Here is an 18,702-nt window from a genome sequence, read left to right as displayed (position 1 = left end):
TTATTTGATTTTTAGTTTCAACAGATGCACGCGGCGGTTATCGGCGCGCAAGACCTCGAAACAAAAATCGCCGATTTCGACTTTTTCTCCTTTCTTCGGAAAATGCTCCAGGCGTTGCACGATCAAACCGCCGATGGTGTCGTATTCGTCATCGGCCAAATCGGCGGAAAAATAATCATTGAATTCTTCGATCGGCGTCAACGCGTTCAGAATGAATTCTTTTTCGCCCCGCTGAGAAATAAATTCCTGAACCTCGTCATCGTCGTGCTCGTCCTCGATTTTGCCAACGATTTGTTCCAGCACATCTTCAATGGTGACCAAGCCGGCGGCGTTGCCGTATTCGTCGACCACGATCGCCATGTGGTTGCGCTCGGTACGAAATTCTTTCAATAGCACGTTCAGGCGTTTGCTCTCCGGCACCAGGTTAACCGGTCGCATCACGTCTTCCACTTTCAGAGATTTATCGCGCAAGGCATGAGCCAACAGATCCTTGGCTAACAGAATACCGACCACTTTGCTGCGGTCTTCTTCGATGACGGGAAAACGAGAATGGGCAAATTCGACGACGAGCGGAAAGATGGTTTCCAGTTCGGCCTCGCGCGGCACTACCACCATCTGCGACCGGGGGATCATGATGTCTCTGACCCGCATCTCCGCCACATGCATGACGCCTTCCATCATGGACAGCGCGTCGGAATCGAGTAAATGTTTTTCTTGCGACTCTCTTAATATCTCCAGCAAGTCTTCCTGATCTTGGGGCTCCCCACTCAGAAAATGGCCGATGCGTTCGATCAGGCTTTTCTGATGGGGCTGGCTACTCGGGGGGTTACCATCGCTCATTGCTTACTATCCTCCAGATAGGGATTGGCTATGTTTAATCGGCTTAGAATGTCAATTTCCAGCGCTTCCATTTGTTCCGCGTCTTGCTCTTCGATGTGGTCATACCCTAGCAAATGCAATACGCCGTGTACAGTGATATGCGCCCAATGGTGGTCGGGTAATTTACCCTGTTCCGCCGCCTCGTGCGCGATCACCGGCGCGCAGATCACCAGGTCGCCCAGCAAATCGAGCTCCACGCCCGGCGGCGCTTCGAACGGAAAGCTGAGGATATTGGTCGGGCCGGATTTGTGCCGGTATTGGCCGTTCAATTCGGCGCTTTCGGCTATGTCTACCAGGCGAATCGTCACTTCGCTGTCGCGTTCGAAACCGGACAAGGCGGCATCGACCCAGGTTTGGAATTGCCCCGCGTCGGGGTGGACCGATTCGGTGGCAATCTGTAGATCGATATAGTTCACGGCTTATTGTTGCCCTGTTCCAGTTCGTAGCGGTCGTAAGCGGCAACGATGCGCTGCACCAAAGGATGCCTGACCACGTCGCGCACGCCGAAAAAGGTAAAACTGATCCCTTCTACGTCTTTCAACACTTTCAACACATGCTTCAGGCCGGACATTTTTTCGCTGGGCAAGTCGATCTGGGTTACGTCACCGGTAATCACCGCCGTCGAGCCGAAACCGACCCGAGTCAGAAACATCTTGATCTGCTCTACCGTGGTATTTTGGGCTTCGTCGAGAATAATGAAGGAATCGTTCAGAGTTCTGCCGCGCATGAAGGCCAACGGCGCAACTTCAATGACGTTTTTTTCCAGCAGCTTCTCGACCCGTTCAAAACCGAGCATGTCGTATAAAGCGTCGTACAACGGCCGTAAATAAGGATCGACCTTCTGCGCCATGTCGCCGGGCAGGAAACCCAACTTCTCGCCGGCCTCCACCGCCGGCCGCACCAGAACAATTCGCCGTACAGTCTCGTTTTGCAAGGCTTCCACGGCACAAGCTACCGCCAGATAGGTTTTGCCGGTGCCGGCCGGACCGACGCCGAAATTGATGTCGTGGCTGAGAATCTTGCGCAAATAATCCTGCTGATTATGGCCGCGGCCTTTAATCACGCCGCGCTTGGTCCGGATCGCCACCGGCTCGTGATTGGCCGCCGGCTGCAACAGTTGGTCGATGCTGGCATCCTGCAAACTAAGATGTACCTGCTCCGGGGTAATTTCTTCGCGCTCGGTCATTTCGAACAGCTTTTGAATCACCGCGCAAGCCGCTTTGACTGCGGCATCGACGCCGGTGACCCGAAAATGATTGCTACGGTTGGCAATATCCACATGCAGGCGCTGCTCGATCTGGCGGATATGGCTATCGAGTTGACCGCAGAAATTGGACAGGCGCTGGGCGTCGTCCGGCAACAGCGTGATTTCTTGGGAAAAATGCGAGGTATTCAACACTAGGCGGTCTGTCTGACTTTTTCGATGGAAGATTCCGACACGCGGCCGCGCAAAGAATTCGGCAACGCTTCGGTGATCAGGACGTCGACGAATTGTCCGATCAGGCGCGGATGGGCGGCAAAATTGACCACCCGGTTATTCTCGGTACGCCCGGTCAGATGCAACGGATTTTTCTTGGAAACGCCTTCCACCAACACGCTTTGCACCGTGCCGACCATCGATTCCGAGATCGCCATGAACATCTGGTTCAAGCGTTCTTTCAGGCGTTGCAGGCGCTGCTCCTTGACTTCCATGCTGACGTCGTCGGCAAAATTCGCGGCCGGCGTGCCGGGTCTGGCGCTAAATATGAAACTGTAGGAAAAGTCGAAGCCGACTTCCTCGATCAGAGCCATCGTATCTTCGAAATCCTGGTCGGTTTCGCCGGGAAAACCGATGATGAAATCCGACGACAAACTGATTCCCGGCCGCACGGCTTTGATCTTGCGCATGATTTCCAGGTAATCCTCGCGCCGGTGGCCGCGTTTCATTTCGGCCAGAATCCGGTTGCTGCCGCTTTGCACCGGCAAATGCAAATGATTGACCAGCTGCGGGATCTCGGCGAAAGCTTCGATGATGTCGTCGGTGAATTCCAACGGATGCGAGGTGGTAAAGCGAATACGGTCGATGCCGTCGACGGCGGCGACACAGTGCAGCAACAACGCGAAGCTGGCGATGTCGCCGTCTTCCATTGCGCCACGATAAGCGTTGACGTTCTGGCCCAGCAGATTGATCTCGCGCACGCCTTGCTTGGCCAGCGTTTCGATTTCGGCAATCACATCGTTGAGCGGCCGGCTGACTTCCTCGCCGCGGGTGTAGGGTACGACGCAATAAGTGCAATATTTGCTGCACCCTTCCATCACCGACACAAAGGCTTTCGGACCTTCGGCGCGCGGCTCCGGCAGGTTGTCGAATTTTTCGATTTCCGGGAAGGAGATATCGACCACATGTTTGTCGCCGCTGCGCGCCTGATTCAACAGCTCCGGCAGACGATGCAGGGTTTGCGGACCGAACACGATGTCGACGTAGGGCGCACGCTTCTGTATCGCCGCCCCCTCCTGACTGGCGACACAACCGCCGACGCCGATAATCACGTCAGGGCGCTTGTCTTTGATTTTTTTCCAACGCCCCACCGCGGAAAATACTTTCTCCTGGGCTTTTTCCCGGATGGAACAGGTATTCAGCAACAACACGTCAGCCTGTTCGGGGATATCGGTCAATTCCAAACCGTGCGATGCTTGCAGTACGTCCCGCATTTTGTCGGAATCGTACTCGTTCATTTGACAGCCGTTAGTCTGTATATAAAGTTTTTGCGCCATGCTTGATGAGATACTCCAGCTCCTCTCACTAACAAAAAACCCCCGTCTCGCGACAGGGGCTTGATAACGGCTGGATTATAAACCCAATTGTCGGCAAATGCTTGTTTTATACGGCAATACCCACCTGTAACGCCTCGAACCAATCCAGGAAACGTTTGACATCGTCGCCCTTGAACATCCGGCCGTGTTGCGGCGCCAGAATTTGCACATCCAGTTTTCTGACCCGCTCCAACCAGACCCGTTTGGCTTGGTTGGACGGCATCCAACGCTGGTGGAAAAAGCGCATTTTCTCGATATGGGCATCGAAATTATCGACGAAAACCGGCGCATCGGAAGCCTCCAGTGCCGCGCCGACATCGCCCGACATCAAAATCTTGGCCTGCGGATCGTAAATATGAAAGTTGGCCGACGAGTGCAGATAGTGTGCCGGCACGATTTGCAGCTCGACGCTGCCGAGATTGATCGTGCCGCCATGGTCGGGAATCGGCACGTACTCGATTGTTTCGCAACCGAAATGGCGTAAAAAGCCCTCCCACAACTGGGCCGCATGCAATTTGGCGTTCGGCAAGGCTTGGTCCCACAAACCCAAAGAGGAAATAATGTCCGGGTCCTGGTGCGAGGCGAATAAATCGGTTATTTCTTCGACCGGCGCGTGGTGCAAAACCGCCGCCAGCATCGGCGCGAACAGCTCGATGCCGCCGGGGTCCATCAATAAACAACGATCGGCAGTGCGCACCATGTATTGGTTGGTATCAATGATCTTCTCCGGCCGGTGCGGATCGCGGCCGAACATTATCCATTGATGTGCGCCTTCGTAAATTTTGGTCATTTTCATGCGATATACCTCGTGCTGCCGAACTGTGCTAATCGGCGAGATTGATAACGGTCAATGCGCTGCGACAGCGATGAACTTTGTCGTTAATGATCTGGGCCGCGTTATCGACGCTCTCGGCAACCGCTTGCAAGCTCTGCAGATATTCGCCGGCTTGCGACGCTTCGATTCGGGAATTGGCGGCGATCACCCGCGCCGCGCGAGCCGGATGCATCACTTCGGCCAGCTTAACCAGCAATTCTTCGACATGAATTGTGAACTCGCGACGTCCGGCCTGAGCTCTTTGTCTGGCCTGCTGCAACGGTCCCTTCAAGGATTCGGCGTAGCGAGCCCCCACGGCCAGTCGTTCGACTTTTTCGAAACGCTCGCAGGCTTCTGCCAAACGCTGTTCGTTGACCGTCAGCCGGTACAGAACAAAAGCGTAATCGTTGATATTGTTGACCAACTCAATGGTGCCCTTGGCCAATTCGTTAATAAAATCGGTGATGGGCTGAAAGCCTTTGGCTTTTTCTCCGGCGCGAAAGGCGATGGCTTTGGCGTTGGCCGCAGCCAACGATATTTCCTTAGCCACCTCCATCACGGCACTCAATTCGGCGGCGATGGACGCCACCGCCACGAACTGGGATTTGGTTTGTTTGACTTGCATGTGGCGAAACCTCTTGCGACTGACTCCGTCTGACCCTGCAAAGCTTAGCCGACAAATTCCAGCGCGCGAATTTCAGTTTCGATAAATGCGCGCCGATACGAATTTAGCGGGACTGATAACGGGTCGGATCAAGGACGCCGGCCGCCTCAAACCCAGCCGCACGCAGCCGACAGGCGTCGCATACGCCGCAGGCCCGGCCTTCGCTGTCGGCAGAATAACAGGAAACGGTAGCGGCATAATCGACGCCCAAGACCATACCTTGCCGGATAATCTCGGCCTTGCTCAACGCAATCAACGGCGTGTGGATCTGAATTTTATGGCCTTCGACGCCGGACTTGGTGCCGAGGTTGGCCATATCCTGGAACGCCTTGATGAATTCCGGCCGACAATCGGGATAACCGGAATAATCCACGGCATTGACGCCGATAAACACATCGTGTGCGTTCAACACCTCGGCCCAACCCAAGGCAAAGGCCAGGAAAATAGTGTTTCTGGCCGGAACGTAGGTCACCGGAATACCGGCTTGAGGCGAAGTCGGCACATCGATATTGGCGTCGGTCAGTGCCGAGCCGCCGATCGAACTCAATCCCAAATTGATGATTTTATGGGCCGCGACTTGATAGTGGCCGGCAATGTTTCTTGCCGCTTCCAGTTCCGCGTTGTGGCGTTGGCCGTAATCGAAACTCAACGCATGACAGACAAAGCCTTGCCGCTGAGCCAGCGCCAACACCGTGATCGAATCCAATCCGCCGGACAACAAAATCACCGCCGGCTTGCCGCTGAAATTATTTTCCTCGCGCATCATTCCACAAATATTTATGCAATTGAATTTGAAATCTGACCGTTAACTGGTCGGCCAGAATTCGCTCAGCCAATTCGGTCGGCGGCATTACCCCCATCACCGGCGAAAACAATACTTCGCAACGCTGCGCCAATCGGAAATGCGCCACTTGTTGTTTGGACCATTCATAATCGGCAGCATCGGCAATAACGAATTTCACTTGATCGTGCGGCAACAGAAAATCGAGATTGCGGTAAAGGTTGCGCTGCATTTCGCCGGAACTGGGCGTTTTCAAATCAATAACCTTGACGACTCTGGAGTCGACCGCCGCCACATCCAAAGCACCACTGGTCTCCAGAGAGACCAAATAACCGGCGTCCGCCAGTTGTACCAACAACAACTGACATCCGGGTTGAGCCAGCGGCTCGCCGCCGGTCACGGTCACGTAACGGGTGTTATAGCGCGTTATTTCGGCGAGGATATCCGCAATAGCGAGTTTCTCGCCGCCGCTGAAGGCGTAAGCGGTATCGCAGTAGGAACAGCGCAACGGACATCCGGTCAGGCGCACGAATACCGTGGGGATACCAACCGTATTGGTTTCCCCTTGCAACGAATAAAAAATCTCGGTGATGCGTAACTGTTGGTCCATCCGCCGACGGGCTATTGCGACATTTGCGCCAGCTTTTTCTCGGCCAAATGCGCAGCGGTGGTTCCCGGATAACTGGTGGTTACTCGGGTCAAATAATCGCGGGCTTTTGCGGTGTTTTGCAGATCGAATTCGATATAGCCCAATTTCAACAAGGCGTCAGGCACTTTCGAACTGTTGGGATATTGGCTGACCACTTTGTTGAACGCAGCTCGGGCGGCATCGAATTCGCGATTGATCTTATAAGCCTCTGCCAGCCAATACTGGGAATTATCGGCGAACTCGCCGGCCGGAAAATCTTTCAGCAGCTCCTGAAACATTTTTACGGCTTGGGCATTGTGACCGTTACGCAACGTGTCGTAGGCCGTTTGGTAGCGCTCTTTTTCGTTGCCGGAAACCGTTGTTGCAACGGGCTTGGTATCAGCTACCGGCGCCGGCTGAACCGCGGGCGTTGCCGCGGGAGCAGCAGGCGTCGCGGAAGCGGCCGGAACAGTTGCAGCGACAGACGGAGCCGCCGTTTGCACAGCAGCCGCAGGTGCCGCCGCTGCGTCCGGCTGACCGACCGCAGGTTGGGTCGCAGCCGGCTGACCAGCGGTCGATAAAGCCTGCATCCGCTCGTCCAGATCGGAATACATATTGTTTTGTTTGCGTTGCAAATCGGCGATGGTTTGCGACTGCTCTTCAACCATGCCGCGCAATTGCTGCACTTCCGACTGTAACTGCTCGAGCCGTCCCAGGACTTCGAATATCGCGTTATCGCTGGGTGCGGCCGGATAGGCACCGGCATTGTTGACCGGCGCTGCCGATGCCGAGACGGCCAACCCCAGGCTCAATCCGATTGCCAGAAGTGCGCGCTTAGCCATTACTGGTAACCGACTTCGACCCGGCGGTTCATTTGCCAAGCGGATTCGTCGTGGCCCGATACCGCCGGTTTTTCTTCACCGTAACTGACGACTTCCAATTGCGACGCGGTGACGCCCTGCGAGCGCATCATTCTTTCCACCGATTTGGCACGTTGCTCGCCCAAGGCGATGTTGTATTCGCTGGAACCGCGCTCGTCGGCATGGCCGGACAGAATGACGTGTTGGTTCGGATGCGAGGCCAGATAACGGGCATGGGCGGCGACAATCGGCACGTAATCCTGTTTGACTTGGCTGCTGTCCAACTCGAAATAAATGATCTGTTTGGACAACGGATTATTCGGGTCGCTGAACTCCGGGCCCAAATTCGAACCTGAGCCGGAACCGAAGCCGTTGCCGGAACCAAACTGGCTGCCGGACATCGAGCCGTCGTTATAACCGCTGGTCGAAGCGTCGGTACCTTGGGTGGAATCGGCCAAGCTGCCTTCTTCGTCGGTTGAACTGCAACCGCTGGCAATCAACACGGCGCTCATCGCCAAAGCCAAATAGGTTTTATTGAATCTCATCAAGTCTCTCCAAAAATAAATAAAAATCAGGTAGCTATAGTTTGAGGGTTATCGGCCTTGCAATCAAGGCGCCCAAGCCGGTTCGCGCACGCCGCCACTCTCGAATGCCAATTTTTGTTGCATCGCGCCGTCGGTCGACACCACCGATAACGCCGATTTGCCGCCACGGGTCGCCGCAAACAGAATCATGCTGCCGTTTGGGGCAAAACTGGGCGATTCGTCGAGATTGCCTTCGCTCAACACGTTTACGGTACGCGACGCCATATCCATTACTGCGATCCGGTAACTGCCGCCATTGGCGGTGACCATGGCCAAACTTCTGCCATCCGCCGAGAATCGGCCTCTGGCGTTGTAATCGCCTTGAAAGGTCAAACGGCTGGCTTTACCGCCGGACGCAGGCATGCTGTAGAGTTGCGGCTTGCCGCCCATGTCCGAGGTAAACACGATCGTCGAACCGTCCGGAGACCAAGTCGGTTCGGTGTCGATCGACAAGCCGCTGGTCAAGCGGGTCAAGGCCCGGCTAGCCAAAGTCAGCACGTAAACATCGGGACTTCCGTCTTTGGACAAGGTAACCGCCAACCGGCTGCCGTCCGGCGAAAACGCCGGCGCGCCGTTAATGCCAGGGTAGGCGGCAACACTCTCACGTTGACCAGTAGCCAAGGTCTGCACCCAAATCTCGGAACGCTTGGTATGGAACGAAACGTAGGCGATTTTGCTGCCGTCCGGCGACCAAGCCGGTGCCATGATCGGCTCGGGAGATTCCGCTATCGTGCGCGGGTTGTAGCCGTCGGCATCGGCGACTTGCAGCATGTACTGTTTGCCGCTTCCGCGAGATACGCTGGTAACGTAAGCGATACGGGTATTGAACGCGCCCTTGCGTCCGGTCAGTTTTTCGTAAATCAAATCACTGATGTGGTGCGCGGCGCGGCGCAATTCGTTGGCTCCGGCAGTCAGCCGGTAACCCATCAGCAATTGGCCGTTGTGCACGTTGAACAAGTAAAACTGGATATTGAAGCTATTGCCGTTACCGACGACTTGGCCAATGGTCATGTAGTCCTGGCCCAACACCTGCCAGTCCCGGAAATTTACCTTTTCCGGCTCGCTGGGCTTGGTCAACATATCGTCTTCGGCCAGGGTTTTGAAAAAACCGCTACCGGCCAAGTCGGAACTGACCACATCGGACAGTTTTACGTTGCCGATAGAGCCTTGTTGGGCAAATGGGACAATAGCGATAGGCACGGCGGTTTGCGAGCCCTTGGTGATTTCGATAGTCAAACCGGCCGCCTGGGCCACCGATAGCAATGAGGCAATGAAGCCGCCGATTAAAATTCTGTTGATTAGCATCATTCTATGGGTTCCGTGGTTTATTCCGGTTTAAACGATAAATTGAAAACTCGGTACTTTTGGTTGAATAGTATTTTGTCTTGTGGCACCGGCAGCGGCGAGGCTTTTCTGACCGCATTTTCCGCCGAACGGTCGAATATCGGGTCGCCACTGCTGCCGACAACCACCGCATCCATCACGTCGCCGCTGGGCAGCAATTTTACCTGAATTGTACATTTCAAGCCTTGTGCGGCCCCCATCGGCCGAATCCACGCGCCTTCGGTTTTGCTTTTGATTAACCCATTCAAGCGGGCTTCCTCGGCCGCCGCAGCAGCCAAGCGCTCCTGTTCGGCTTTCGCAGCAGCGGCAGCGGCCTCGGCGGCTTGGCGTTCTTTCTCGGCCTTTTCGGCGGCGGCTATTGCCGCTTGGCGTTCTTGCTCGGCTTTCGCCTTTGCTGCAGCTTCCGCGGCTAATTTGGCTTGGCGTTCTTTTTCGGCCTTGGCTTTGGCTTCCGCTTCTGCGGCAAGTCGTTCTTTCTCGGCCTTTTCCGCCGCTAATTTAGCCTGGCGATCCTTTTCGGCCTTATCCGCTTTTGCCTTGGCTTCGGCTTCCGCCGCTTGCTTCGCCTTCTCAGCCGCCAATGCCGCCTGTTTTTCCTTCTCGGCCCGGGCTTTTTCTTCAGCTAACTGCTTTTCTTTTTCCGCCTTGGCTTGTTGCGCCTGTTCCTCGCGTTTGGCTTCCTCGGCTTTTTGTTGCTGCAGCTTTTTCTGTTCCAGAGCCTTTTGTTCCTGAAGCTTCTTTTCCTGCTCCAATTTTTTTGCTTCGGCTTCCTGTTGTTTCAGCTTGGCTTCTTCCGCCAGTTTTTGTTCCTTGACTTTGGCTTCCCGTTCGGCTTCCTGTTGCTTTTGTTTTTCCAACTGCTTTTGTTTCTCGGCTTCCTTTTGCCTTTCCAGCTCGGCCTGTTTCTGCTTTTCGGCTACTTCCTTTTGCTTGTCCAATTCGGCCTGCTTCTGTTTTTCCGCGGCTTCCCTGGCTTTTCTTTCCTCCAGAGCCCGCCGTTCCTTGGCCTCCTCCAACTTTTTTTCCTCTTCCCTGCGCTTGGTTTCTAGCGCCTCCTGGCGCTTTTGTTCAGCCTGGGCCTCCTGCTTACGCTTTTCGGCGGCTTCCAAGGCTTTCTGCTCTTCCAATACCCGCTGCTTTTTTGCCTGCTGCAGGGCTTGTTCCTCGACCTTGCGCGCTTCTTCCAAATGCTGCTGGCGCTCGACTTCAGCCTGCCGTTTATTTTCTTCGTTTTGCTTCAGACGCTCGGCTTCGGCATCGATTGCCGCACCATCGAGTACGGTAGCCTCGATAATTTCGGCCGGCGGCGCAGTTTGAGCATTATCGCTATCGGTCAGGAAGCTGATACTGAACAGCAGCACAATCAATATGTGCAGTGCCACCGCCAAAACAAACGAAGGTTTGAAATTTCTCATGATTCTGACGTTATTTGCTCTCAGGCGGCGGCGAAGTCATCAAGCCCACTTTCGGCGCACCGGTTTTTTTCAGTTCCACCATGACCTTGACAATACTGCCGTAGTCGACTTCATGGTCACCGCGCACGTAAAGCTGCGCCTTCGGGTTGTTCCGGAACACCGCTGCCACCCTGGTTTTGACGGTGTCGACATCGACCGGGGTATCCGCTTCTTCATCGCCGTTACCGATGTCGACATACAGACTGCCGTCTTTTTTAATCGAGACGATGACCGGGGCCTGGTCTTGCAAGTCGACCGATTCGGCTTCGGCTTGCGGCAAGTCGACATCGACCCCGGTTTGCACCAGCGGCGCCGTGATCATGAATATCATCAACAACACGAAAGTAACGTCGATATAAGGCACGACGTTAATTTCCGCCATCGGTCCGCGCCGTTTGCGCGATTTACGGTTGCTGCCGCCTACGTTCATTTGCTGTGCGCCTGTCTTTGCAGAAGGACGACGAATTCGTCGATAAACAACTCGTAACGGCCGGCCAAACGGTCCAGCCGGGTCGAGAAGCGGTTGTAGGCGATAACAGCCGGAATCGCGGCAAACAAACCGATTGCGGTCGCGATCAGCGCTTCGGAAATGCCAGGTGCGACGTTTGCTAGGGTGGCATTTTTAATTTCGCCCAAAGCCCGGAACGAATTCATGATGCCCCATACGGTACCGAACAAGCCGATGTAAGGACTGGTCGAGCCGACCGTTGCCAGGAACGGCAGGGTTTCGTCCAACCGGTCCAATTCGCGGGCCAGCTCGATACGCATCGCCCGCTGCGCGCTTTCGACCTGAACCACCGGCTCGACGTCACCTTTTTGGCGCATTCTGGCAAATTCGCGATAGCCGGCCAGAAAGATTTTTTCGATCCCTTCCGGCTCGAAACGGTCGCTGGACATTTTTTTGTACAACTCCGCCAGACCGACGCCGGACCAGAACTCGTCCTCGAAATCGTCGGTGATCTCGATAGCCTGTTTCAACTCTTTCCGTTTGGAGAAAATGAAAGTCCACGAAGCAATCGACGCCGACAGCAGTATGAACATGACAAACTGCACGACAAAACTGGCTTCTTTGACCAGTGTCAGAATGGATAAATCGGTATTCATCAGCTTAATTGTTCCAAAATAACGGTGGGAATTGGTTTGGGTTTCATGGTTTGCGCATCGAGACAGGCGATCCTGACCTCCCCGGCACACAGAATTTGTTGTTGGCGGGTAACGGCCTGTTCAAAAGTAAGGTTGGTTTTTTTGATTTCAATGACTTTGGCGCTGACCGCCAATTGTTCGTTAAATCGGGCCGGTTTCAGATACTCAATCTTGACCGAGCGCACTACAAAAATAACGCCTTGCTCGGCAATCAATGCGTCTTGTTCGAATCCGTAACTGCGCAAAAATTCGGTTCGGGCCCGTTCGAAAAATTTAAGGTAGTTTGCGTAGAATACGACACCGCCGGCATCGGTATCCTCGTAATACACCCTGACCGGCCAGTTGAATTCCGCCGCATTGAACAGTCCTAACGTCATAGGCTAAAAATATCGTCGCTACCTGGCGCGCTTTTGGGCTGAGGCAATCCGAAATGGCTGTAAGCCTTGTGCGTGGCGACACGGCCTCGCGGCGTGCGCATGATGAATCCCTGCTGCAGCAAATACGGCTCTAATACATCCTCAACCGTACCACGCTCTTCGCTGATAGCCGCTGCCAATGTATCCAAACCCACTGGACCACCCTGGAAATTTTCGATCATCGCCAGCAGCAATTTGCGGTCCAGCATATCGAAGCCTTGCGGATCAATTTTGAGCATTTCCAGAGCCTGAGAGGCAATTTCGCGCGTCACCACGCCGCTCCCTTTCACCTCGGCAAAATCACGCACCCGGCGCAACAAACGATTGGCAATGCGCGGCGTGCCGCGTGAACGGCAGGCAATTTCATCTGCACCGCCGCCATCCATGCCGATACCTAACATTTGTGCGGACCGCTTGACGATACTGGACAGCTCCTCGACAGTGTAGAACTCCAAGCGCTGGACGATACCGAAGCGATCGCGCAATGGCGAAGTCAATAATCCAGCACGAGTAGTGGCACCGATCAATGTAAACGGCGGCAAATCCAGCTTGATCGAGCGCGCGGCAGGGCCTTCGCCTATTATAATATCAATCTGGTAGTCTTCCATAGCCGGATACAGCACCTCCTCCACCGCAGGATTCAGCCTGTGGATCTCGTCGATGAACAAGACATCGTGCGCCTGCAAATTGGTCAATAAAGCCGCCAAATCTCCGGCTTTATCCAGCACCGGCCCGGAGGTCTGCCGAATATTGACGTTCATTTCGGTGGCTACGATATTGGCCAACGTAGTTTTACCCAGTCCGGGCGGTCCGAATATCAGCACATGATCCAACGCTTCGGCACGGCTGACTGCAGCCTGAATGAAGATTTCCATTTGTTGGCGCAATTCGCGCTGGCCGACGTAATCTTTCAAGCGTTTCGGCCGAATCGCCCGATCGACTCTTTCCTCGTCGTTACTACCCAGCGCAGTGACCAAACGGTCGCTTTCTATCATTTAACCGCTCCGCGCAGTGCCGCGCGAATGATATCTTCACAACTGCTATCGTCGCTGGCAACGGCCTGGGCCATCCGCGCCGCATCCTGCGGTTTGTAGCCCAACGCGCACAACGCGCTGATGGCCTCCTGTTTTGCAGACTCTTTGGCGACATAGGTTTGGCCACTACCTGAATCGCGCGCGCTAAATTTGTTTAGGTCCGGCAAGCGCCCGCGCATCTCCACGATCAAACGTTCGGCGGTCTTTTGGCCGACGCCAGGCAAGCGCACCAAGGCCTTGACGTCATTGTCGTCGATACAGCGGTAAAACGCCTCTGTCGTCTGTCCGGACAATATGGTCAACGCCAATTTGGGTCCTATCCCGTTAAGTTTGATCAGCGCCCGAAACAAACTTCTCTCGCCTTCGCTGACAAAACCGAACAAAATATGCGCGTCTTCCCGTACGATCAAATGGGTATGTAAGCGGACTTCCTCGCCCAGCGCCGGTAAATCGTAAAAGGTATTCATCGGTGCTTCGACTTCATAGCCAACGCCCTGCACGTCCAGCAATAACTGCGGCGGCGCCTTGTGGATCAGCTTGCCACGCAAAAAACCGATCACGCCCCCACCTGCTGCAGGCGTTTCGCGGTTTCCTGGTAATGGCTATGGCACAGACTGACCGCCAACGCATCGCTGGCATCGATTTGTAGCTCGCCTTGAATATTCAACAAAATTTTCACCATATGCTGCACTTGCAACTTGTCTGCGTTGCCTTTGCCGACCAGCGCCTGTTTGACTTGCCGAGCGGCATATTCAAACACCGGTAGCTGCCTGTTCATCGTCGCGCAAATTGCCGCTCCGCGGGCTTGGCCGAGCTTCAAGGCCGAATCGGCGTTCTTGTGCATGAAAACCTGCTCGATCGCCATCTGCTCCGGACTATACAACTCTATAATCTGGCTCACGCCATCGAAGATTTGTTGCAACCGCTCCGGAAAATTATCGGACTGCACCCGAATGCAACCGCTAGCCAAGTATTTGACGCCGCGCGGCGAGGTTTCGACCACGCCGTAACCGGTAATTCTCGAGCCGGGGTCTATGCCTAGTATCCTGACCAATCGCTTAACCGCCGCTTAATGTCAAAGCAGATTAACCGATCGCGGCCATAATTTCGTCGCTGATGTCGGCATTCGAATAGACGTCTTGGACGTCGTCCAAATCTTCCAAGCGATCGATCAACTTCAGCATTTTCTCAGCCGCCTCGGCGTCTAACTCGGTTTTAGTGTCGGCATGCATTGTGACTTCCGCGCTTTCCGGCTCCAATCCAGCAGCGACCATGGCTTCTTTGACATTCAGATAATCCTCCGGCGCCGTAAACACATCGATCGAACCGTCGTCGTTGCTCACGACATCCTCGGCCCCCGCCTCCATCGCCGCTTCCATCACCGCATCTTCGTTTACCTCGTCGGAAAAACTGATAATGCCGACCTTACGGAAAAGATATGCCACGGAACCGTCCGTACCCAAGTTGCCGCCATGCTTGGAAAAAGCGTGTCGCACGTCGGCTACGGTGCGATTACGATTATCGGTCAGGCAATTGACCATGACCGCGGTGCCGCCGGGGCCATAACCCTCGTAGCGCACGTGTTCGTAATTATCACCGTCGAGTGCGCCGATGGCTTTTTTGATGGTGTTATCAATGGTGTCCCGCTTCATGTTGGCACCAAGCGCCTTGTCGATAACCGCGCGCAAGCTGGGATTATTGGCAACGTCGCCGCCCCCCGGACCTTTGGCCGCTACAGTAATTTCCCGGATCAGTTTGGTAAAAATCTTGCCCCGTTTGGCGTCTTGCGCACCTTTACGATGCTTGATATTCGCCCACTTACTATGCCCTGCCATTGTATCTCTCTGAATCCTCTAAAAAATTTGCCGATTTTACCATCGCAAACCCGGCTTATCGAGCTTCGTTATAGCACGTGCGGCAAAACGGCCGTTAGCGACGCATCGGCGACGTAGCAATCCGCTTGTTCTTCCACCAAAGGCCGGCGGACCACGCCACCAAACCCAATCATATAAGCACCGGCCTGCTTAGCCTCCAGATCGGTCTTGCCATCACCTATCATCACCAAGGCTGAATGGTGCATTCTAAGCCTTCTGCAGACTCTAGCCTTGCCGCCGCTGACGGCTAACGGCGAATGCCGGGCAAAATCCGAATACCCGCCGTCGGCGTCGAACTCGATATCGACCGCATGCACGTGCTGCTCCGGAATCCCCAGCCGTTCCGCCAACGGCAAAATCGCTTGCCGCAATCCTCCGCTGATAATATGGATTTGTTTGGCATTCGCTTGTAACGCGGCAACGGTTTCGGCAACGCCGTCGACCAACTCGGAAATGTACAAGGCGGCCAACCAATCTATCGCCGCTTTGTCCGGTTTGATCAATTCCAAGCGTTTGGCATAAACCTCTTCCAACGCCAATTCGCCATTCATCGCCGCATCTGTCAACGCCGCCACTTCATCGAATATCCCATTACGCCGGGCCAACTCGTCTATCCCTTCGATCCGGCTCAAGGTACTGTCACAATCAAAACAGACTACGTCAAAACTCATAATACGATTTGCCTCGCCGTATGCACTGCCGGCACTTCGCATACTGCTTTCAATACTTGTTCGTTCAAAGGGTCGGAAACGCTGATCACCATCATCGCCAATTGGTTTTGGTCGGCGATACTGACCTGCATCCGGGTGATATTGATATTGGCCGTGCCCAATATCGAACTGATCGCCGCAATCACACCCGGCTTGTCGTCATGCCGGGTAATCAACAATGCCCCCTCCGGCACGACTTCGATTTCGAAGTGGTTGATACCGACCAACCGGGGATGCTGATGTCCGAGCAAGGTACCGGACAGAGATACTTCCTTATCCGCACAATGCCCGGTGATTTTAATCAACGATTGATAGCCTTCAGCGTATTCGGTCTGTGATTCAACCAGCGCAACACCCTGGCGTTTGGCGATATTTTCGACGTTGACCCGGTTGACTGGAGTCGAAAGCTGACCTTTAAACAAACCTACCATGGCTTCCGCCGATATCGGCCTGATTTTGACTTGGGCCGCTTTACCGAAAACGGCAACATCCAGTTTTTCGATCGGCCGGTCGATTAAACCCACCAAAACCTTACCCAGAATATTCGCCAAGTTCATAAATGGCTGCGCCTCGTTCAGCTCTTCGGCTGACAGTCTAGGTAGATTCAAGGCATTAACCGCTTCGCCGGTTTGCAGGTATTTGACAACCTGACGCGCAATTTCTACGCTGACTGCAATTTGCGCTTCTTTGGTGGACGCTCCAAGGTGAGGAGTAAACACAATATTATCCAAACTCAACAAAGGGGAATCGGCCGGTGGCTCGTTTTCATAAACGTCCAAGGCCGCGCCGGCAATACGCCCTTCCTTTAACGCGTCGTATAAAGCCGCTTCGTCGACCAAACCACCACGGGCGCAATTAATCAGTCTTGCCGACTTCTTCATCATGGCCAATTGTTGGTGGCCGATAATATTTTTAGTTTTTTCTAATAACGGACAATGCAGCGTCAAATAATCTGCCTGTTTAAGCAACGTATCCAGATCGACCATTTCCGCACCGTGTTTAGCGAAAACATCGGGGGCAACATAAGGATCGTAAGCAATTACCCGCATGCCTAAGCCATGTCCTCGCTGGGCGACGATCCGGCCGATCGTACCGAAACCCAAAATAGACAGCGTCTTGTGGGCAATCTCCGCACCCATCAGCTTGGCCCGCTCCCACTTTCCTTGTCGAACCGAGAGATTGGCCGCAGGCAGATTCCGGCTTAACGAGAAGATATGGGCGATCGCCAATTCCGCCGTGGTGGTCGCGTTCGCATCCGGCGTATTCATTACGATAACACCCTGTTCGGTAGCAGCCGCTAAATCGACGTTATCGACTCCAATGCCCGCTCGTCCAACCACTTTTAACTTGGTCGCGCACTGTAAAACCCGCCTCGTGACCTGGGTATCGCTTCTGATCAGCAATGCATCATATTCGGCAATCAATTCGCATAATTCATCTTCATCCAATCCGGTCTGAATATGAATTTGAATGCCTTCTTGAGCATTCAAAAAATTAACGCCGTCTTCCGCGAGCTTGTCGGAAATCAGAATTTTTTTCATAACAGAAACCACGATTGATGGGCAATTCGGCCATTTTAGCAGCTTTGTTATAATCGCCCCAAGACCAATCAAGTCGTCCCGAATTTAACGCCTATGCAACTAAAACCCGCACTTGGTGCAATTGTCGCTGTGAGCATGTTGGCGATAGTTTTTTGGCAACAAACTCATTTAGACCCCAAAGCCCCCGATGCCGAATTCACCACGCTAAGTGGCGAGCGAATTGTGCTCCGAGAATTGGGCGGTCAGCCAGTATTGATCACATTTTGGGCGACCGACTGCCGGGCCTGTATCGAAGAAATCCCGGATTTAATCGCTTTGCACCAACAATTCGCCAACAAGGGTTTGCAAATAATTGCGGTAGCGATGCCTTACGACATTCCCAGCCGAGTAAAGCAGTTGAGCGAAATGCGGAAATTGCCGTATGCAGTAGCCTTGGATATCGAAGGAGTCCATGCGAGGGCCTTTGGGGATGTATGGTTGACGCCCAGCAGTTTTTTGATTGGCCGGGAAAGGAATGTCGTTTCTCGGGTGACTGGTCGATTCAATTTAGCTGACTGGCGAGCACGAATTGCCGCAATGTAGTCGAATTGAACGACTCTCTAGGCGGATTAGCAGCCTTACGTGTCCCGTACCTGGATTGTAATGGTCAACAAAAACCGGACACCACATCAGGCAGCGTTTCTATAAAATTCCTGCTCGAATTCAAGCGGGGATTGATAGCCCAATGTTGAGTGCGATCGGCGGCCGTTATAAAAAGCCAAATAATCGATCACGCTCAGTTTTGCCGCTTCTTGGGTTTTGAATTTTTCGTAGTTGAGTTGCTCATGCTTCAAACTGCGAAAAAATCGTTCGGTTGGGGAGTTGTCCCAACAGTTGCCTTTGCGGCTCATGCTTTGTTGCATCTTCATCACCGCCAAATGTTGACGGTATTCACGACTCGCATACTGACTGCCACGATCCGAGTGATGCAGCAAGCCGGGTGGCGGTTTACGGCGCCAGAAGGCCATTTGCAAGGCCCGTGCGCAGAGCGAGGTGCGCATGTGATCGTCAATCGCCCAGCCCACGACTTGGCGGGAAAACAGATCGATCACTACCGCGACATAAAGCCAACCTTGCAGGGTCCATACGTAGGTAATATCGGTCGTCCATACTTGATTGGGCTTAGCCACTTGGAATTGCCGAT

At 54.0% G+C, this 18,702-nt stretch carries 23 protein-coding genes; 1 reads left to right on the top strand and 22 read right to left on the bottom strand.

Features of this window, described 5'->3' with window-relative positions:
- From C2U68_RS06070 to serA, 21 genes are all read right to left on the bottom strand, one after another.
- Entirely contained in the window at window positions 1-840 is an 840-nt protein-coding gene (locus tag C2U68_RS06070; protein WP_140911626.1) for an HlyC/CorC family transporter, read from the bottom strand.
- Window positions 837-1,295, bottom strand: coding sequence for an rRNA maturation RNase YbeY (gene ybeY / locus C2U68_RS06065; protein WP_140911625.1), 459 nt, complete (start codon window positions 1,293-1,295; stop codon window positions 837-839). Before ybeY ends, C2U68_RS06070 begins: the two co-directional genes overlap by 4 nt.
- On the bottom strand, window positions 1,292-2,278 hold the full coding sequence (locus tag C2U68_RS06060; RefSeq protein ID WP_140911624.1) for a PhoH family protein: 987 nt from the start codon (window positions 2,276-2,278) through the stop codon (window positions 1,292-1,294). The genes ybeY and C2U68_RS06060 overlap by 4 nt, the downstream gene beginning before the upstream one ends.
- Window positions 2,278-3,633, bottom strand: coding sequence for a tRNA (N6-isopentenyl adenosine(37)-C2)-methylthiotransferase MiaB (gene miaB, locus C2U68_RS06055; RefSeq protein WP_140911623.1), 1,356 nt, complete (start codon window positions 3,631-3,633; stop codon window positions 2,278-2,280). The genes C2U68_RS06060 and miaB overlap by 1 nt, the downstream gene beginning before the upstream one ends.
- A gap of 106 nt (window positions 3,634-3,739) precedes the next feature.
- Window positions 3,740-4,468 carry an MBL fold metallo-hydrolase gene (locus tag C2U68_RS06050; protein ID WP_140911622.1) on the bottom strand — a complete coding sequence of 243 codons (729 nt, stop codon included), beginning with the start codon at window positions 4,466-4,468 and terminating at the stop codon, window positions 3,740-3,742.
- 28 nt (window positions 4,469-4,496) lie between these two features.
- Window positions 4,497-5,111, bottom strand: coding sequence for a chemotaxis protein (locus C2U68_RS06045; protein ID WP_140911621.1), 615 nt, complete (start codon window positions 5,109-5,111; stop codon window positions 4,497-4,499).
- A 103-nt stretch (window positions 5,112-5,214) separates the two neighbouring features.
- Complete coding sequence (gene queC, locus C2U68_RS06040; protein WP_140911812.1) at window positions 5,215-5,913, bottom strand: 7-cyano-7-deazaguanine synthase QueC; 699 nt, start codon at window positions 5,911-5,913, stop codon at window positions 5,215-5,217.
- Window positions 5,897-6,541 (bottom strand): 7-carboxy-7-deazaguanine synthase QueE, encoded by a 645-nt coding sequence (queE, locus tag C2U68_RS06035; protein ID WP_140911620.1) that lies wholly within the window; start codon window positions 6,539-6,541, stop codon window positions 5,897-5,899. Before queE ends, queC begins: the two co-directional genes overlap by 17 nt.
- 11 nt (window positions 6,542-6,552) lie before the next feature.
- Window positions 6,553-7,401 carry a tol-pal system protein YbgF gene (ybgF, locus tag C2U68_RS06030; RefSeq protein ID WP_140911619.1) on the bottom strand — a complete coding sequence of 283 codons (849 nt, stop codon included), beginning with the start codon at window positions 7,399-7,401 and terminating at the stop codon, window positions 6,553-6,555.
- Window positions 7,401-7,964 carry a peptidoglycan-associated lipoprotein Pal gene (gene pal, locus C2U68_RS06025; protein ID WP_140911618.1) on the bottom strand — a complete coding sequence of 188 codons (564 nt, stop codon included), beginning with the start codon at window positions 7,962-7,964 and terminating at the stop codon, window positions 7,401-7,403. The genes ybgF and pal overlap by 1 nt, the downstream gene beginning before the upstream one ends.
- Before the next feature lie 63 nt (window positions 7,965-8,027).
- Entirely contained in the window at window positions 8,028-9,311 is a 1,284-nt protein-coding gene (gene tolB, locus C2U68_RS06020) for a Tol-Pal system beta propeller repeat protein TolB (RefSeq protein ID WP_140911617.1), read from the bottom strand.
- 17 nt (window positions 9,312-9,328) lie between these two features.
- Window positions 9,329-10,762 (bottom strand): cell envelope integrity protein TolA, encoded by a 1,434-nt coding sequence (gene tolA / locus C2U68_RS06015; protein ID WP_140911616.1) that lies wholly within the window; start codon window positions 10,760-10,762, stop codon window positions 9,329-9,331.
- A gap of 10 nt (window positions 10,763-10,772) precedes the next feature.
- Entirely contained in the window at window positions 10,773-11,231 is a 459-nt protein-coding gene (gene tolR / locus C2U68_RS06010; protein WP_140911615.1) for a protein TolR, read from the bottom strand.
- Entirely contained in the window at window positions 11,228-11,905 is a 678-nt protein-coding gene (tolQ, locus tag C2U68_RS06005; RefSeq protein ID WP_064020548.1) for a protein TolQ, read from the bottom strand. Before tolQ ends, tolR begins: the two co-directional genes overlap by 4 nt.
- The gene (gene ybgC / locus C2U68_RS06000; protein WP_140911614.1) at window positions 11,905-12,321 is read right to left on the bottom strand and encodes a tol-pal system-associated acyl-CoA thioesterase; all 417 of its coding nucleotides are present in this window, start codon (window positions 12,319-12,321) and stop codon (window positions 11,905-11,907) included. The genes tolQ and ybgC overlap by 1 nt, the downstream gene beginning before the upstream one ends.
- Complete coding sequence (gene ruvB, locus C2U68_RS05995) at window positions 12,318-13,355, bottom strand: Holliday junction branch migration DNA helicase RuvB (RefSeq protein ID WP_140911613.1); 1,038 nt, start codon at window positions 13,353-13,355, stop codon at window positions 12,318-12,320. Before ruvB ends, ybgC begins: the two co-directional genes overlap by 4 nt.
- Window positions 13,352-13,954 carry a Holliday junction branch migration protein RuvA gene (ruvA, locus tag C2U68_RS05990; protein ID WP_140911612.1) on the bottom strand — a complete coding sequence of 201 codons (603 nt, stop codon included), beginning with the start codon at window positions 13,952-13,954 and terminating at the stop codon, window positions 13,352-13,354. Before ruvA ends, ruvB begins: the two co-directional genes overlap by 4 nt.
- Window positions 13,951-14,448, bottom strand: coding sequence for a crossover junction endodeoxyribonuclease RuvC (gene ruvC, locus C2U68_RS05985; RefSeq protein ID WP_140911611.1), 498 nt, complete (start codon window positions 14,446-14,448; stop codon window positions 13,951-13,953). The genes ruvA and ruvC overlap by 4 nt, the downstream gene beginning before the upstream one ends.
- 31 nt (window positions 14,449-14,479) lie before the next feature.
- Window positions 14,480-15,229 (bottom strand): YebC/PmpR family DNA-binding transcriptional regulator, encoded by a 750-nt coding sequence (locus tag C2U68_RS05980; protein WP_140911610.1) that lies wholly within the window; start codon window positions 15,227-15,229, stop codon window positions 14,480-14,482.
- 68 nt (window positions 15,230-15,297) lie between these two features.
- Window positions 15,298-15,939, bottom strand: coding sequence for an HAD-IB family phosphatase (locus C2U68_RS05975; RefSeq protein WP_140911609.1), 642 nt, complete (start codon window positions 15,937-15,939; stop codon window positions 15,298-15,300).
- A complete protein-coding gene (gene serA / locus C2U68_RS05970) occupies window positions 15,936-17,519 on the bottom strand; it encodes a phosphoglycerate dehydrogenase (RefSeq protein ID WP_140911608.1) in 1,584 nt (527 codons plus the stop codon). Before serA ends, C2U68_RS05975 begins: the two co-directional genes overlap by 4 nt.
- Window positions 17,520-17,612: 93 nt before the next feature.
- Here serA and C2U68_RS05965 point away from each other — a divergent pair, with 93 nt between their 5' ends.
- Entirely contained in the window at window positions 17,613-18,101 is a 489-nt protein-coding gene (locus C2U68_RS05965; protein WP_140911607.1) for a peroxiredoxin family protein, read from the top strand.
- Window positions 18,102-18,187: 86 nt separating this feature from the next.
- Here the strand turns inward: C2U68_RS05965 and C2U68_RS05960 are convergent, their stop codons facing one another.
- Window positions 18,188-18,688, bottom strand: a complete 501-nt coding sequence (locus C2U68_RS05960; RefSeq protein WP_409563846.1) for an IS3 family transposase — start codon at window positions 18,686-18,688, stop codon at window positions 18,188-18,190.
- Window positions 18,689-18,702 lie beyond the last annotated feature (14 nt).

Origin of the sequence: Methylomonas koyamae (assembly GCF_006483455.1) — a bacterium.
Taxonomy (GTDB): Bacteria; Pseudomonadota; Gammaproteobacteria; order Methylococcales; family Methylomonadaceae; genus Methylomonas; species Methylomonas koyamae_B.
The sequence above is the reverse complement of the archived record's forward strand: the minus strand, read 5'-3'. Positions and strand labels throughout refer to the sequence as shown.

Bases quoted from the DNA above. Each gene is read 5' to 3' on its own strand.
- C2U68_RS06070 (WP_140911626.1), bottom strand. From the start codon at position 840: ATGAGCGATGGTAACCCCCCGAGTAGCCAGCCCCATCAGAAAAGCCTG.
- miaB (WP_140911623.1), bottom strand. From the start codon at position 3,633: ATGGCGCAAAAACTTTATATACAGACTAACGGCTGTCAAATGAACGAG.
- C2U68_RS06050 (WP_140911622.1), bottom strand. From the start codon at position 4,468: ATGAAAATGACCAAAATTTACGAAGGCGCACATCAATGGATAATGTTC.
- C2U68_RS06045 (WP_140911621.1), bottom strand. From the start codon at position 5,111: ATGCAAGTCAAACAAACCAAATCCCAGTTCGTGGCGGTGGCGTCCATC.
- queC (WP_140911812.1), bottom strand. From the start codon at position 5,913: ATGCGCGAGGAAAATAATTTCAGCGGCAAGCCGGCGGTGATTTTGTTG.
- queE (WP_140911620.1), bottom strand. From the start codon at position 6,541: ATGGACCAACAGTTACGCATCACCGAGATTTTTTATTCGTTGCAAGGG.
- ybgF (WP_140911619.1), bottom strand. From the start codon at position 7,401: ATGGCTAAGCGCGCACTTCTGGCAATCGGATTGAGCCTGGGGTTGGCC.
- pal (WP_140911618.1), bottom strand. From the start codon at position 7,964: ATGAGATTCAATAAAACCTATTTGGCTTTGGCGATGAGCGCCGTGTTG.
- tolB (WP_140911617.1), bottom strand. From the start codon at position 9,311: ATGATGCTAATCAACAGAATTTTAATCGGCGGCTTCATTGCCTCATTG.
- tolA (WP_140911616.1), bottom strand. From the start codon at position 10,762: ATGAGAAATTTCAAACCTTCGTTTGTTTTGGCGGTGGCACTGCACATA.
- tolR (WP_140911615.1), bottom strand. From the start codon at position 11,231: ATGAACGTAGGCGGCAGCAACCGTAAATCGCGCAAACGGCGCGGACCG.
- tolQ (WP_064020548.1), bottom strand. From the start codon at position 11,905: ATGAATACCGATTTATCCATTCTGACACTGGTCAAAGAAGCCAGTTTT.
- ybgC (WP_140911614.1), bottom strand. From the start codon at position 12,321: ATGACGTTAGGACTGTTCAATGCGGCGGAATTCAACTGGCCGGTCAGG.
- ruvB (WP_140911613.1), bottom strand. From the start codon at position 13,355: ATGATAGAAAGCGACCGTTTGGTCACTGCGCTGGGTAGTAACGACGAG.
- C2U68_RS05980 (WP_140911610.1), bottom strand. From the start codon at position 15,229: ATGGCAGGGCATAGTAAGTGGGCGAATATCAAGCATCGTAAAGGTGCG.
- C2U68_RS05975 (WP_140911609.1), bottom strand. From the start codon at position 15,939: ATGAGTTTTGACGTAGTCTGTTTTGATTGTGACAGTACCTTGAGCCGG.
- serA (WP_140911608.1), bottom strand. From the start codon at position 17,519: ATGAAAAAAATTCTGATTTCCGACAAGCTCGCGGAAGACGGCGTTAAT.
- C2U68_RS05965 (WP_140911607.1), top strand. From the start codon at position 17,613: ATGCAACTAAAACCCGCACTTGGTGCAATTGTCGCTGTGAGCATGTTG.